Consider the following 15,500-nt stretch of genomic DNA (forward strand, 5'->3'; position numbering starts at 1 on the left):
CAAAAGTCTCGGCTTTTCAATTTATTACCTAGTAATAATTAATCATAAACAGTCGGTATTGGCTGGCGTTTATGTTGCGTACGTTTATAAATCGCGATTAGCTTATCTTCAACATCACTTGATACTTCTTTGCCCTCTAAGAAGTCATCAATCTCATCGTAACTTACACCGAGTGCATCTTCATCGGCAAGACCAGGGCGATCGCATTCTAAATCTGCTGTAGGCACTTTTTCTACTAACAGGGATGGAGCACCTAAGGTTTTCGCTAATAAACGCACCTGACGCTTAGACAAGCCAAATAATGGCGCTAAATCACATGCACCGTCGCCAAACTTGGTATAGAAGCCAGTAATATTTTCAGCACTGTGATCTGTGCCAACCACTAAACCTTGCGTTAACCCAGCAATTTCATATTGCGCTATCATGCGCTGACGCGCCTTTACGTTGCCTTTGGTAAAATCAATTGCACTTTGAGCTGGTGGCTCAATTCCTGCTGTTTCAAGCGCAGCAAGAGCCTCGGCATGCATACCATCGGTTGCAGGCTTAATATTTACAGTGACACGCTTTGATGGCTGAATAAAATCTACCGCCAGCTGCGCTTCATCTTCGTCTGCTTGCACACCATAAGGTAAACGCATGGCGATAAACTGGTATTTATCAGTAGCGTGTTCTTGATTTAACTCATCAATGGCGAGCTGGCAAAGCTTACCGCAGGTAGACGAATCAACACCGCCAGAGATACCAAGCACTAAGCTGCGCGTACCTGATTCCACCAGCTTACCTTTAATAAATGCCACTCGACGGGTAATTTCTGCTTGAGGATCGATTGAAGGCAATACCTTCATTTCAGCCATAATTTCAGCGCGCACTGGTTTTCTCCTGTGTTATAAACCTAGATGTGATTTAATTTCTGCAAGTTCGCTGCGTAATTCAGCAACTTCTAATCTTAATTGTGCCACTTCATCACTTTGATGGCTAGCCACAACCGTTGATTGCGCATTCGAATTCACAGCTGTTAATTCAGAAATATCGTCATCACCAAATAAGTGCATAAAACGTGATTCACGCTTGCCTGGCTCTCGCTCTAACTTCACAACATATTCTTGCTCTACTAAGGCATTTAGTGCGCTTTCCACTTCAGTCACATTACTAAACTCGGCTAAACGGTTAGAACGCGTTCTAAGCTCACCAGGCGTTTGTGCACCGCGTACCAACATTAAGCAAACAATCGCCTTTTGTTGATCGGTTAGCTTTATTGAACCGAACTCTGTATTGCAAAAGCGATGGGCATATTTACTAACCCGACCCGACAACCCTTCATCAACTGTCACTAAGCGTTTAGCAACAAGTGAATCTAAGCCTTCTTGTACATCAGATTCCGACAAAGCCATTACAGGCTCACGATTTGATTTTTGATTGCAGGCGTTAGTTAAGCTATTTAGCGAAAGAGGGTATTGGTCGGGCGTAGTTTGTTGTTTTTCGAGTAAACAACCAATAATGCGTTGTTCAATTGGCGTTAAATTCAGTTCCATCTTACTTCCTTGAATACTAATTTACCTTTCTTATATACCGTATTTATCCCCTTTAAAAAACAAAAAACCGCCATATGGTGGGTTTTTACTAAACTACGTTGAGTTTTATTAAGTATATAACTTTCAATAAATTTCATGTATTACTATCAACGCTCTATATTCTCCCTAGCTATTGTGTGGTAATAAATCACATTCAAGAGCAGCACATCTAAGCATAAAATGACGACTATCAATATCTGCACTGACTAAATCAACTTCCCAGTGCTTAAGTAAACGCTTCATCGACACTAAATTTCGCTCACTAGAGGGGGTGTCATCATACATGTAAGGCGAGTTAACAGCTAAGTCAGACTTTGCCTGAGGGATTAAGTTGCCATGTGAATCTATCAGTTTGAGTATCTCAGGATTGTTGCCAAATTTATCTAATCGAATAATCGCATAGCCACTATTGCGCAGTATGATTTTATGACTAATAGGTATATCGGAAAGGGTAAATATTGAGAAATTAAACAATAACGCAAACTTTTCTAGGTTAACGAAAAGCATACGTGTCACTGAACGATTTTGATAATAGTCTAAAAAGAGTTTATGCCTTTTTATATTGCTCTCAGCAACATCATACACGGTCAATTCCGTTTTCGATCTGTAGCTCTCTCGTTTCAGTGCTGCAAAATTATCATTTTCGCTTAACGCAGATGCATTGATATATAAAACACATAACAGAGTTAATGCGATTGATGCCACATTCCATTTTATTTTCATTTTTACTCATCCATAAGCTTTTGCTAATTCCACTGTTACATAAAAGAGCCCAAAAAACAAAAAACCCGCCAATTGGCGGGTTTTTTACTAAACCATGTAAGGTTTTGGTTACTTCTTGCGCATAGACTGAAGTACTTTGATTTGTGCAATCGCTTTTGAAAGCTCAATCGCAGCTTCAGCATAGTTGAAGTCTGCAGCAGATGCGTTCGCCATATGCTCTTCAGCTTGGCGCTTAGCTTCTAATGCCGTTGCTTCATCTAAGTCTTCTGCACGTGTTGCAACGTCTGAAAGAACAGTTACAGTACCAGGTTGTACTTCTAACGTACCGCCTGCAATGTAAATCATCTCTTCTTCACCGTTTTGCTTAACAAAGTTAACCATACCTGGCTTTAGGGGTGTTAGTAGTGGTGCGTGGCCATGTAAAATACCTAGCTCACCTTCACTACCTGATACTTGAAGTGATTCAACGCGACCAGAGAAAATAGTCTCTTCTGCGCTTACTACGTCAAGATGTATAGTCATTGCCATAACAGCCCCCTAATTACATGTCTTTGGCTTTTTCGATCGCTTCGTCGATTGAACCAACCATGTAGAACGCTTGCTCTGGAAGATCGTCATAGTCACCAGCTAAGATGCCTTTGAAGCCCTCAAGAGTATCTTTCAGTGATACGTATTTACCAGGTGCACCTGTGAATACCTCAGCTACGAAGAATGGCTGAGATAGGAAACGCTGGATCTTACGAGCACGTGATACAACTTGCTTATCTTCATCAGATAGCTCGTCCATACCTAGGATTGCGATGATGTCTTTAAGTTCTTTATAACGCTGAAGAACTGTTTGAACACCACGTGCAACGTCATAGTGCTCTTGACCGATTACTAATGGGTCAAGCTGACGAGATGATGAATCAAGTGGATCGATCGCTGGGTAAATACCTAGTGATGCGATATCACGAGAAAGTACAACTGTCGCATCTAAGTGAGCGAACGTAGTCGCTGGAGATGGATCCGTTAAGTCATCCGCAGGTACATATACTGCTTGGATAGACGTGATTGAACCAGTCTTAGTTGATGCGATACGCTCCTGAAGAACACCCATTTCTTCAGCTAGTGTAGGCTGGTAACCTACCGCTGATGGCATACGACCTAGAAGTGCTGATACTTCTGTACCCGCTAGTGTGTAACGGTAGATGTTATCAACGAAGAAAAGTACATCGCGACCTTCGTCACGGAACTTCTCAGCCATTGTAAGACCTGTAAGAGCAACACGTAAACGGTTACCCGGTGGCTCGTTCATCTGACCGTAAACAAGCGATACTTTATCAAGTACGTTTGATTCGTTCATTTCATGGTAGAAGTCGTTACCCTCACGAGTACGCTCACCAACACCTGCGAATACTGAGTAACCGCTGTGCTCGATTGCTATGTTACGGATAAGTTCCATCATGTTTACTGTTTTACCAACACCCGCACCACCGAAAAGACCAACTTTACCACCTTTAGCGAATGGACATACAAGGTCGATTACCTTGATACCAGTCTCTAAAAGCTCAACTGAGCTGCTCTGATCTTCGTAGCTTGGTGCTTCACGGTGGATAGAGTAACGCTCTTCTTCACCGATTGGACCCGCTTCATCAATTGGGTCACCAAGTACGTTCATGATACGACCTAGTGTCGCTGTACCAACTGGAACCTTGATAGGCTCGCCAGTTGTGTCTACTTCAGTACCACGACGTAAACCGTCAGTAGTACCTAGTGCGATACCACGTACCACACCGCCGCCAAGCTGCTGTTGAACTTCTAAAGTTAAACCAGCAAGCTCACCGCTTGTTACTTTTAGTGCGTCATATACGGCTGGCACGTTGTCTTGTGGAAACTCGATGTCCACAACGGCGCCGATAATTTGGACGACCTTACCTAAACTCATGTCTATTCCTCTCGTTAACTTTGCCAACCGTTAAACGGCTGCTGAACCTGACACGATTTCACTAATTTCTTGTGTAATCGCGGCTTGTCGTGCTTTGTTGTATACCAGTTGTAACTCATCAATTAAGTCACCTGCGTTGTCTGTTGCGGCTTTCATCGCAACCATACGTGCAGCTTGTTCAGATGCAGCGTTTTCAACAACACTCTGATATACCTGAGACTCGATAAAGCGTTTAATAAGAGTTTCTAAAATTGCCTCTGGGTTTGGCTCATATAAGTAATCCCAAGAGTGGCTAGAAACTTCTTCGTCAGCTTTAGGCAAAGGTAATAACTGATCGATCACTGGCTCTTGCTTCATAGTGTTTACAAAGTTGTTGTAAACAACAAACAAGCGGTCAATTTTTCCTTCAGAGTATGCATCAAGCATCACTTTTACAGGACCAATTACGTCCTGAATTGAAGGAGCATCACCAAGCCCTGCTCTGCTTGCTAATAGCTCACCGCCAAAACGCTGGAAAAAGCCTGCTGCTTTGCTACCTAATGCAGCAAATTCAGCGTCAACGCCTTTTTCTTTCCACGCTTTAACGTCTAGTGCAACTTTCTTAAACTCGTTTGAGTTTAAGCCGCCACATAGACCGCGGTCAGTAGAAACAATAATGTAACCAACTTTCTTTACATCACGTTCTTCTAAAAACGGGTGTTTAAAGTCTAAGTTAGCCTGAGCAACACGACCGATCACTTTGCGTATATTTTCAGCGTATGGGCGGCTTGATGCCACGCGATCTTGTGCCTTCTTCATTTTAGAAGCGGCAACCATCTCCATTGCGCTGGTGATCTTCTGAGTATTTTTAATACTCCCGATCTGTGATTTTATCTCTTTTCCGCCGGCCATGACTTATCTCCGAATCAGTGGTGACCGAAGTCACCATTAATAACTTACCAAGTTTGTGTAGATTTACACTTCTCTAAAAGCTCTTTAAGTTGAGCTTCGATCTCGGCGTTGTAGTTACCCGTTTCGTTGATTTCAGTCATAAGCGCTGAATATTCACTGTTAGCGAAAGAGATTAACGCAGCTTCGAAATCAAGTACTTTGTTGATTTCGATGTCTTTTAGATAACCTTTTTCAGCAGCGAATAATGACAGAGACATTTCAGCAACAGACATTGGAGCGTACTGCTTTTGCTTCATTAGCTCAGTAACACGCTCACCATGCTCTAATTGAGCACGAGTTGCATCGTCAAGGTCTGACGCAAACTGTGAGAACGCTGCTAGTTCACGATACTGTGCTAGCGCTAGACGGATACCACCACCTAGTTTCTTAACGATCTTAGTTTGTGCTGCACCACCTACACGAGATACCGAGATACCAGCGTTAACCGCTGGACGGATACCTGCGTTGAATAGGTCAGTTTCTAGGAAGATCTGACCATCCGTGATTGAGATAACGTTTGTAGGTACGAACGCAGATACGTCACCACCTTGAGTCTCAATGATTGGAAGTGCAGTTAATGAACCTGTCTTACCTTTCACTTCACCGTTAGTGTACTTCTCAACGTAATCAGCGTTTACACGTGATGCACGCTCTAGAAGACGTGAGTGAAGGTAGAATACGTCACCTGGGTATGCTTCACGGCCTGGTGGACGCTTAAGTAGTAGTGAGATCTGACGGTAAGCAACAGCTTGCTTAGACAGGTCATCATATACGATTAATGCATCTTCACCGCGGTCACGGAAGTATTCACCCATAGTACAACCAGCAAATGGCGCTAGGAATTGTAGCGCAGCTGATTCAGAAGCAGATGCAACAACAACGATAGTGTTTTCAAGTGCACCGTGCTCTTCTAACTTACGTACTACGTTAGCAATTGTAGATGCTTTTTGACCAACCGCTACGTACACACACTTAACGCCTGTGTCTTTTTGGTTGATGATAGCATCGATTGCTAGTGCAGTTTTACCAGTCTGACGGTCACCGATTACTAGCTCACGCTGACCACGACCTACTGGAATCATCGCATCGATAGACTTATAACCAGTTTGTACTGGCTCATCTACTGATTGACGCTCGATTACACCTGGTGCAATCTTTTCTACAGGTTCGAAACCTGCAGCTTCAACAGCGCCTTTACCATCAATTGGCTCACCTAGTGTGTTAACAACACGACCAAGTAGTTTAGGGCCAACTGGTACTTCAAGGATACGACCTGTTGCTTGTACTTTTACGCCTTCTTTAAGGTCTGCGTATGGACCCATTACTACAGCACCTACTGAGTCGCGCTCAAGGTTTAGTGCGATAGCATAACGGTTGCCTGGAAGCTCGATCATCTCACCTTGCATACAGTCAGCTAGACCGTGAATGCGGATGATACCGTCAGTAACAGATACAATCGTACCTTCGTTACGTGCTTCACTTACAACTTCGAACTGCTCAATACGTTTTTTGATTAGTTCTGAAATTTCAGTGGAATTAAGTTGCATGCTCTTCTTCCCAATTACGATTGTAGTGTTGTTGAAAGACGATTTAGCTTGCCGCGTACTGTTCCATCAATCACAGTATCGCCAGCTTTAATCACTAGACCGCCCATAGTGTTAGCATCAACACTACAATTCAGCTTAACTTTGCGTGCGAAGCGTTTTTGCTTTCTGCTCTGCAGAAAGCTCAGTTGCAGAAATCACGTCAACGTCGATTTCTTTGTCATAGTCTGATTTAAACTCAGCATATAACGTAGCAACAGCAGGAATAGCGGCTAAACGCTCATTTTCGGCCATTAGCTTGATAAGATTTTGACCCTGTTCGTTGATCTGCTCAGCACCAAGTTTGATAATCATATCAGCTTGCTCTTTTGCAGATGGGATGCCTGAAAGTAGGGCTTTAACTTGCTCATCGCTAGCTAATGCGCCAGCGAAGAACAACATTTCATTCCAACTTTCCACAGCACCTTTTTCAACCGCTAGGTCAAAAGCCGCTTTCGCGTATGGGCGAGCGATGGTAGTCAATTCAGACATGCTCATACCCTCCTATTAAAGCTGCGCAACAAGTTTTTCAACGATGTCGCTATGTGCCGCTTCATTGATCTCGCGCTCTAAAATTTTCTCTGCGCCAACAACTGCTAGAGTAGCAACTTGTTTACGTAGTTCTTCTTTAGCACGGTTACGCTCAGCTTCTACTTCTGAGTGACCTTGAGCAATGATAGCTTGACGCTCTTCGTGACCACGAGATGTCTCTTCGTCAACGATTTGTGTCGCACGCTTTTTAGCTTGTTCAATAATGTCAGCTGCTTGCGCTTTCGCTTCTTTAAGCTGGTCAGCTGCTTTTTGCTGAGCAAGCTCTAAGTCTTTTTCAGCTCTGTCTGTAGCAGCTAAACCTTCTTCAATTTTTTTCTGGCGAGCTTCAATTGCGCCGTTTAGCGGCGGCCATACATATTTCATACAGAAAAGTACGAAAACCGTAAACGCAATTAATTCACCAATTAGAGTGGCAGTTAAGTTCACGACCGCTCCTCCTTAAATAGTTTGCTGTTCAACGATTAATAAAATTAAAGTACGAACAACAATACCATTGCGATACCTACACCGATCATTGCTACCGCATCGATAAGACCAGCTAGGATGAACATTTTAACTTGTAGTGAAGGCGCTAGTTCAGGCTGACGAGCACATGCTTCTAGGAATTTACCACCCATGTTACCGAAGCCGATTGCAGTACCGATAGCACCGAAACCGATAAGTAGAGCCACAGCGATGTACTTAAGACCAATCATTAGTTCCATTTTTATCTCCAAAATGTAAATTAAAAGTTAAATTAAAAAAGTGTATAAATTAGTGGTTATCAGAACTTGCCATACTTAGGTAAACAATCGTCAGCATCATAAATACGAATGCTTGAAGAACGATAACTAAGATATGGAAAACTGCCCAAATAAAGTGTAAAGGTAACTGCATTAAGCCAACTGCACCGATTAGGATGAAGATAAGCTCACCTGCATACAGGTTACCGAATAAACGTAGTGCTAGTGAAAACGGCTTAGCTACTAACGCAATTGTTTCTAAAAGAAGGTTACACGGGATTAAGAACAACATACCGATTTTGTTCTTAGTGCTGAATGGGTGAAGCGTAAGTTCAGCAAGGAAACCTTTGATGCCTTTAATTTTTACTGAGTAGCCAATCATCAGCAAGAATACACCTAGCGCTAATGCAGCAGTTAGGTTGATATCTGTGGTTGGTACTATCTTCATGTAGACATCGTGTGAATCCATACCAAATGCCGTTTCGCCAACAAAGCCAGCAAACGCAGGTAAAAAGTCAACAGGTATCAAGTCCATTAGGTTCATTAAGAAAACCCAAACGAAAATAGTCAATGCAAGCGGTGCAATTAACGCGCTCTTACCATGGTAAGTATCACGTACGTTGTCACCAACAAACTCAACAATCATTTCAATGAAACATTGAAATTTACCCGGTACACCGGTAGTTGCTTTGTTTGCTGCACTTCGGAAGATCCATAAAAATAAGATCCCTAATCCGATAGACCAAGCAAGGGTATCGATATGCCACGTCCAGAAACCACTGTCAGCACATGCTTTGTTGAAGGCAAGACCAGCATCGGTCGAACACATCTTAGCATTTGTTAAGTGGTGCTGAATGTGACTCGATAGAGTTACTTCTTCAGCCATGTTTTATCCCAAAAGTTAATGAAAAAAAATCGGTGCAAACCAACTTACTATCATCACCAGTACATAAGCCGAAAAAAATGGTAATAACATTACCGCAGAAGACTTAAGCACCAGTGCAAACAGCACAATGGTTAATAAATACTTTAATCCTGCCCCTCGTTTAATCGAGGAGTAAACTTGCTGTACTTGTCTGGCCCCAGCAAAACGAAAAGCATAGAGGGTAAATACTAAATTGGGAAGCAACGCCACAACTCCGCCTATTAATGCAGATTTGCCAGCTAAAACTCCCCAACCAAGCCAAACAACTAACGCACTTGCAAGTGCTACTACACCCTGTAAATAAATAAACTTCAGTGCCTGGCTACGTAAAGGTTTTGCTAATGAATTTGCCACAAAAATAATCAACCTTGACGATGCACAATAGAACAGGGTACAAAAAACTGGCAAAATTATACTTATTTTTGCCAGATTTGCAACTTGAAAGCCGTTTATTTATAGGCTTTTGGAAGGTGCATAAACAGGCTTTAAACCGTGATTTTTATGCAATATTTAAGGTATTTTTAGACTATTAGTTAATATTAATGAAATGTATATCGAAAATTAATATACCGTTAATTAATTTTCTCTAAAATGCCATCAAGCTCATCTAAAGAGGTATACGAAATAACCAGTTTACCTTTTCCTTTCTGATTGTAGTTAATTTCAACTTTAGCCCCTAAGTTTTGAGCAAGTTGCTGTTCTAACTGCAATACATCTGGATCTTTTTCTTTTGGTTGCGCTTCAGGCTTAGGCTCAAGTACTGAACGTACTAGCTTTTCTGTTTCTCGAACTGTTAGGGCTTTTGCTACAACAATACGTGCAGTAGCTGACTGATCTTCACCATCAAGCGCTAATAAACAGCGGGCATGGCCCATTTCAATATCGCCATGTTCAAGCAAACGTTTCACATCATCATTGAGATTATTTAAACGCAATAAATTCGTCACTGTAGTACGTGATTTACCTACCGCATCAGCAACCTGCTGATGTGTAAGCTCAAATTCGCTCAATAAACGCTCAAGTGCGACGGCTTCTTCCATTGCATTTAAATCTTCACGTTGAATATTTTCAATTAATGCAATAGCAACAGCTGCTTCATCAGGCACTTCTTTAATTAAACAAGGAACGATATCTAACTTTGCAATTTGTGCAGCACGCCAGCGACGTTCACCAGCAATAATTTCGTAGCTGTTATGAGCAATAGGGCGCACTACGATAGGCTGAATAACCCCTTGAGCACGAATTGATGAGGCAAGTTCTTCAAGGGCCTCTTCTGACATGTCTTTACGTGGCTGATATTTTCCTGGGTGTAAAAACTCAATAGGTAATTTTTGTAACTCACTTGACGATGCAACTGTTGTTGAATCTTCTACACCGTCATTTTGTGCATTAGATTGCGCTTCAACATCTTGCGTTTTAGGTTTTGCAGATGTTAACAGGGCATCCAAGCCGCGCCCTAAACCACGTTTTTTAGCAGACATTCACTTTCCTCAAAAATTAAGCAACGGCCTGACTTTTTTTCTCTTTTCGTCGCAACATTTCACCGGCTAATGCTAAATAAGCTTTTGCACCGGTAGAAGCACGATCGTAGTACATTGCTGGCGCACCAAAACTAGGCGCTTCTGCTAAACGTACATTACGAGGAATTACAGTGCGGTATACTTTTTCGCCAAAATGTTGTTTTAATTGGTCAGACACGTCATTTGCCAGACGATTACGCGGATCGTACATGGTTCGTAAGATGCCTTCAATTTCTAATTTTGGATTAACTAATTTTCCAAGCTGCGTAATGGTATCCATTAACGCTGTTAAGCCTTCAAGTGCAAAGTATTCACATTGCATAGGCACAAGTACGGAGTCTGCAGCTGCCATCGCATTCACCGTTAGCATATTTAACGATGGTGGACAGTCGATAAAAATAAACTCGTATTGGTCGGCAATCTTTTCAAGTGCGTTACGTAAGCGAACTTCACGGGCGAACATTTCCATCAGTTTCACTTCAGCGGCAGTAACATCACCATTTGCTGCGATTAAATGATATTCACCTGAAGTTTCGGTGATAACTACATCATTAAATGGTTTTTCTTCAACCAATAAGTCGTAAGTAGTGGCAATTTCGTCGTATTTATCGATACCGCTACCCATAGTGGCATTGCCTTGTGGATCGAGGTCGATTAACAGCACTTTACGCTTAGTAGCAGCCATTGACGCTGCTAAATTTACCGCAGTGGTGGTTTTGCCAACCCCACCTTTTTGGTTTGCAATTGCAATGATTCTAGCCACGGTGTCCCCTAACAAATTAGTTCTTTTTTAGAATTATTAAATGCCTTTCGGCATCCAGCTCAGGCACTGTTAATACTACTTTATCTTGGTATTCAATCGAGGCCGGTAATTGGTCAATTTCTTGTTCAGGAAATTGGCCTTTTAGCGCAATAAAACGACCAGAGTGATCCACTAAGTGCTGACACCAGTCTACCATATCTTGCAAAGATGCAAAGGCACGACTTAAAACACCGTCAAATGGTTGTTCTGGTTGATATTCTTCTACTCGAGATTGCACTGGCGTAATGTTTTTGAGTTTTAAATTTAGCTTAACTTGATTTAAAAAACGAATACGTTTGCCGAGGCTATCTAATAGTACAAATTGTTTATCTGGGTGGGCAATCGCAAGTACCACACCCGGCAAACCTGGGCCAGTACCTACATCAATGTAATTATTACCGTCTAAATGCGGGGCCACAACTAATGAATCAAGAATGTGCTTTACCACCATTTCTTGCGGATCGCGTACTGATGTTAAGTTGTAAGCTTTGTTCCACTTATCCAGCATCTCAACATAGCTAACCAGTTGCTGTTTTTGTGTTTCAGATAGGGTAATCGATGTTTTTGCCAATAAGGCATCTAATTTATTGCGAATCACGTAATGAACCTAGAAAGCAGCAAATCAGCACTAAGCTGATTTGCGTAATAAACCTTGTTTTTTTAAGTACACTAATAATAGCGAAATTGCAGCAGGTGTTATACCTGAAATTCGCGATGCTTGACCAATTGTTGATGGCCTTACATCTGTTAACTTAGCAACAACTTCGTTAGATAAACCTGATACCTTGCTGTAATCGAACTCTTTTGGCAATAATGTGCTCTCATGGCGCAGTTGCTTATCAATTTCATCCTGCTGACGCGCAATATAACCTGCGTACTTAATTTGAATTTCAACCTGTTCATGCGCTTGGTGATTATTTGTTTCAGGCGCTAAACCATCAATCGCAACCAGATCGTTATAGTTAACTTCTGGGCGTTTCACCAAGTCAGCAAGACTTGCTTCACGTGTTAAAGGCATTTTTAGTAATGCATTCACATTTTCAAGAGCAGGGTGATCTTTGTGGATCCACGTATCTTTTAAACGTTGAGATTCAAGTTCCATCACTTCAATCTTTTCATTGAATGCCTGCCAGCGTGCATCGTCAACTAAACCAAGTTCACGGCCTTTTGCTGTTAAGCGAAGATCCGCATTATCTTCGCGCAATAATAAACGGTATTCCGCACGGCTAGTGAACATGCGGTACGGTTCTTTTGTACCTAGCGTTGCTAAATCGTCAATTAATACACCTGTGTAGGCTTCATCACGACGCGGAGTCCACGCCTCTTTGCCTTGTGCTTGTAATGCAGCATTCATACCTGCAATTAAGCCTTGCGCACCCGCTTCTTCATAACCTGTAGTACCATTTATTTGGCCAGCAAAGAATAAACCATTGATAAATTTAGTTTCTAATGACTGTTTTAGATCGCGCGGATCAAAAAAGTCATATTCAATAGCATAACCTGGGCGGCAAATATGGGCATTTTCAAAGCCCTTGATTGATCTTACGATCTGCATTTGCACATCAAAAGGTAAACTTGTTGAAATACCATTTGGGTAAAGTTCATGTGTTGTAAGGCCTTCAGGCTCTACGAAGATCTGATGTTTATCTTTATCAGCAAAACGCATGATCTTATCTTCAATAGAAGGGCAGTAACGCGGACCAATACCTTCAATAACACCAGCATACATAGGTGAACGATCAAGGTTATTGCGAATTACATCATGCGTTTTTTCGTTAGTATAAGTGATGTAACACGGGATCTGCGTTGGGTGATCTTCTTGCTTACCCATAAACGAGAATACAGGTGTTGGTGTATCGCCAGGTTGTGCCTGCATTACTGAAAAATCAACAGTGCGCGCGTCAATACGCGGTGGAGTACCTGTTTTTAAGCGATCCACACGGAACGGTAGTTCACGCAAACGTTTTGCTAATGCAATTGACGGTGGATCACCTGCGCGACCACCGCTAAAGTTTTCCATACCAATATGGATTTGGCCACCTAAGAAAGTACCTACCGTTAATACCACAGTACGCGCTTCAAACTTTAAGCCCATTTGCGTTACAACACCTTTTACAGTGTCGCCATCAACAATAAGATCATCACACGACTGTTGGAAAATCGTTAAGTTTTCTTGGTTTTGCAATGTTTGCTGAATTGCTTCTTTGTAAAGCTTTCTATCTGCTTGAGCACGAGTAGCACGTACCGCTGGGCCTTTAGAAGAATTCAGTGTTCTAAATTGAATACCACCTTTATCGATCGCTTGTGCCATAGCACCACCTAAAGCGTCGATTTCTTTTACTAAGTGGCCTTTACCGATCCCACCGATCGCAGGGTTACATGACATTTGACCTAAAGTATCAATATTATGAGTCAACAGTAATGTTTTCATTCCCATGCGCGACGAAGCTAATGCTGCTTCTGTACCAGCATGTCCACCACCAACAACAATAACGTCAAATTGTTCATGAAATAGCATGTAAAGGATCCTGCGTAATATCCGAGTTAGATTTTGAAAGGATGCGTATTCTACCTAGAAATTCTAAGAAGTGAAACGATTAAATATTGAACACGATCTAAAGAGTTGATCTAATATAAATTAAATGATCTTTAGAAAGATCTTGTTATTTATATTATATAGAACGCTCATTTCTGTTGATAAGTATCAATTCGATAATTAAATCATTAAGTTAAGCTAGATCACTTGATGTTGATATGATCGGATCAACAGCTTTAAAACCTTTGATCAACTAGCCTAGTTATCAACAATGCGATCAAGCTAAAATTCTATCCAATGCATAATCATCTATAAATACAAGGTTAGATCAAGGGTTATCCACATTCCGATCTAAAAAATACAAAAATTGTGAATAACCTTTTTATATGATCGTTATCGCTAATTAATTAGCTAAGCACTTTAATTAACTGTGGTAACCAGGCTAAAGCTATATCTTCAGGCAATTCTTCTGACTGCGCGTCGATTTCAAGGCGATCTATTAACTTATTTGCGCCTTTATCCAACAGAAGATGATCAATCTGCTTAGCTGCTTGATTAAACTGATCATAACTAGAGTCACCTAAACCAATCACCGCGTAGTTAATATCATTTAACGCTTCGCCTTCAGCAAGTTCTGCAGCAAAAGCTTGAATGTTATCAGGTAATTCGCCAGCACCATGTGTCGATGTACAAATAAGCCAATCTGTATTTGTAATATCAGCTAATACAGGTTGTTCGTGTACTGTAACGCTTAGGCCTTCTTCAGCTAAGGCGTCTTGTAGCTGCTCTGCAACATATTCTGCAGAGCCCATTTGGCTACCAACGATAATACTTAGGTTTTTCATGATGAGTTGATCAGGTATTTTTGCCGATCTTAAGGTATAAACTACATAGTTAAAAGATCTTATTCACAGTGGATAGTTTAAATCTGGTTGTTTAATCATCGTTATTTGTTTAAGTATTTGTTATTTAATATTTTAAATTTAATTATATTTTTAATATATTTGCGATCTAACTGTGTACAACACGTTGTTAAGCTATTTATGAAATCTAAATACAAGGAAAAAAAATCTGTAAAAAGGTGCCTTTTACAGGGAGGTTTATCTGCTTGTGGATAGATCTATTCATTTGGTTTCAAGATCAGGTTTTTTATTAGATCTAATAAGTTGTTTTTAAGATCCAAATATTCTAAAAATAGGCGATCTTTTCACTTAGCGAGCCAATATCAGATCTGCTTTTTAGATCGTAATATGACAAAATGGCAATATGTAATGATTATTTTGGTGAATTGTTGTGATTGATTTTTATCGGATCAAAGAAGGTGAGTTTGTAAGACTAGTAGAAACAGGGTCTATGACAGACTTTATTGCCCAAGAATCGAATTTAGAGCCCAATAAGTATCACTTATTTGCCATAAATACGCAAACCGGAAAGGGCTATACAATCCGCCAAGCAAGGGTAGATGAGCTACGATCTTGGCGTTTAGATCGCTTAGCAATGCTATTAAAAAAGCTCGGGCAGGGCAGTTTTCAGGTTAGAAACTTATAAGAAGTAGGCTTTTTATTGCAAAGTTTGGGGTGTTGAAGGGGGAGGTTTTAGAGCTGTTTAAAGGCCTTAACTTGTGTAGTTAGTCTTTGAATTTGCTTCCTTGCATTTATCTTACGCCCATCCATGGCGTACTCGTTCATTCTTTTTAAACGGCCAAAAAG

Annotated in this window: 17 protein-coding genes and 1 pseudogene; 1 reads left to right on the top strand and 17 read right to left on the bottom strand. The window is 41.2% G+C overall.

The features are described 5' to 3' along the window. Positions 1–38: 38 nt before the first annotated feature. The 17 genes and pseudogenes from nadE to mioC all read right to left on the bottom strand — a co-directional run bounded on the left by nadE (position 39) and on the right by mioC (position 14,636). Complete coding sequence (gene nadE, locus ON073_RS11740; protein ID WP_274762072.1) at positions 39–869, bottom strand: ammonia-dependent NAD(+) synthetase; 831 nt, start codon at positions 867–869, stop codon at positions 39–41. 15 nt (positions 870–884) lie between these two features. Then, a complete protein-coding gene (locus tag ON073_RS11745; protein ID WP_446728530.1) occupies positions 885–1,532 on the bottom strand; it encodes a YceH family protein in 648 nt (215 codons plus the stop codon). Between the two features lie 165 nt (positions 1,533–1,697). Further along, a complete protein-coding gene (locus ON073_RS11750; RefSeq protein WP_274762073.1) occupies positions 1,698–2,294 on the bottom strand; it encodes a hypothetical protein in 597 nt (198 codons plus the stop codon). 108 nt (positions 2,295–2,402) lie between these two features. Further along, positions 2,403–2,822 (bottom strand): F0F1 ATP synthase subunit epsilon, encoded by a 420-nt coding sequence (locus tag ON073_RS11755; RefSeq protein WP_100914452.1) that lies wholly within the window; start codon positions 2,820–2,822, stop codon positions 2,403–2,405. A 13-nt stretch (positions 2,823–2,835) separates the two neighbouring features. Further along, positions 2,836–4,221, bottom strand: a complete 1,386-nt coding sequence (atpD, locus tag ON073_RS11760; RefSeq protein ID WP_010561335.1) for a F0F1 ATP synthase subunit beta — start codon at positions 4,219–4,221, stop codon at positions 2,836–2,838. A gap of 30 nt (positions 4,222–4,251) precedes the next feature. Further along, positions 4,252–5,112, bottom strand: coding sequence for a F0F1 ATP synthase subunit gamma (atpG, locus tag ON073_RS11765; protein ID WP_010561334.1), 861 nt, complete (start codon positions 5,110–5,112; stop codon positions 4,252–4,254). Positions 5,113–5,156: 44 nt separating this feature from the next. Further along, a complete protein-coding gene (gene atpA, locus ON073_RS11770; RefSeq protein WP_010561333.1) occupies positions 5,157–6,698 on the bottom strand; it encodes a F0F1 ATP synthase subunit alpha in 1,542 nt (513 codons plus the stop codon). Positions 6,699–6,712: 14 nt separating this feature from the next. Further along, positions 6,713–7,226 (bottom strand): annotated as a pseudogene (gene atpH / locus ON073_RS11775) (F0F1 ATP synthase subunit delta). 15 nt (positions 7,227–7,241) lie between these two features. After that, a complete protein-coding gene (gene atpF / locus ON073_RS11780) occupies positions 7,242–7,712 on the bottom strand; it encodes a F0F1 ATP synthase subunit B (protein WP_274762074.1) in 471 nt (156 codons plus the stop codon). Between the two features lie 44 nt (positions 7,713–7,756). After that, on the bottom strand, positions 7,757–7,990 hold the full coding sequence (atpE, locus tag ON073_RS11785; RefSeq protein ID WP_010561330.1) for a F0F1 ATP synthase subunit C: 234 nt from the start codon (positions 7,988–7,990) through the stop codon (positions 7,757–7,759). Positions 7,991–8,039: 49 nt separating this feature from the next. Beyond that, positions 8,040–8,894: a F0F1 ATP synthase subunit A gene (gene atpB, locus ON073_RS11790; RefSeq protein ID WP_274762075.1), complete on the bottom strand. Its 855-nt coding sequence runs from the start codon at positions 8,892–8,894 to the stop codon at positions 8,040–8,042. A 15-nt stretch (positions 8,895–8,909) separates the two neighbouring features. Next, positions 8,910–9,287 carry an ATP synthase subunit I gene (locus ON073_RS11795; protein WP_274762081.1) on the bottom strand — a complete coding sequence of 126 codons (378 nt, stop codon included), beginning with the start codon at positions 9,285–9,287 and terminating at the stop codon, positions 8,910–8,912. 218 nt (positions 9,288–9,505) lie between these two features. Then, the gene (locus ON073_RS11800; RefSeq protein ID WP_274762076.1) at positions 9,506–10,414 is read right to left on the bottom strand and encodes a ParB/RepB/Spo0J family partition protein; all 909 of its coding nucleotides are present in this window, start codon (positions 10,412–10,414) and stop codon (positions 9,506–9,508) included. 16 nt (positions 10,415–10,430) lie between these two features. Beyond that, the gene (locus tag ON073_RS11805; RefSeq protein WP_274762077.1) at positions 10,431–11,216 is read right to left on the bottom strand and encodes a ParA family protein; all 786 of its coding nucleotides are present in this window, start codon (positions 11,214–11,216) and stop codon (positions 10,431–10,433) included. A 16-nt stretch (positions 11,217–11,232) separates the two neighbouring features. Further along, entirely contained in the window at positions 11,233–11,853 is a 621-nt protein-coding gene (rsmG, locus tag ON073_RS11810) for a 16S rRNA (guanine(527)-N(7))-methyltransferase RsmG (protein ID WP_038638672.1), read from the bottom strand. A 30-nt stretch (positions 11,854–11,883) separates the two neighbouring features. Further along, complete coding sequence (gene mnmG / locus ON073_RS11815) at positions 11,884–13,773, bottom strand: tRNA uridine-5-carboxymethylaminomethyl(34) synthesis enzyme MnmG (RefSeq protein WP_274762078.1); 1,890 nt, start codon at positions 13,771–13,773, stop codon at positions 11,884–11,886. Between the two features lie 425 nt (positions 13,774–14,198). Further along, positions 14,199–14,636, bottom strand: a complete 438-nt coding sequence (gene mioC / locus ON073_RS11820) for an FMN-binding protein MioC (protein WP_274762079.1) — start codon at positions 14,634–14,636, stop codon at positions 14,199–14,201. Between the two features lie 448 nt (positions 14,637–15,084). Between mioC and ON073_RS11825 the strand changes: the two genes are divergently transcribed. After that, the gene (locus tag ON073_RS11825; protein WP_038638681.1) at positions 15,085–15,339 is read left to right on the top strand and encodes a hypothetical protein; all 255 of its coding nucleotides are present in this window, start codon (positions 15,085–15,087) and stop codon (positions 15,337–15,339) included. Positions 15,340–15,500 lie beyond the last annotated feature (161 nt).

Origin of the sequence: Pseudoalteromonas sp. G4, assembly GCF_028875915.1 — a bacterium.
Classification (GTDB): domain Bacteria; phylum Pseudomonadota; class Gammaproteobacteria; order Enterobacterales; family Alteromonadaceae; genus Pseudoalteromonas.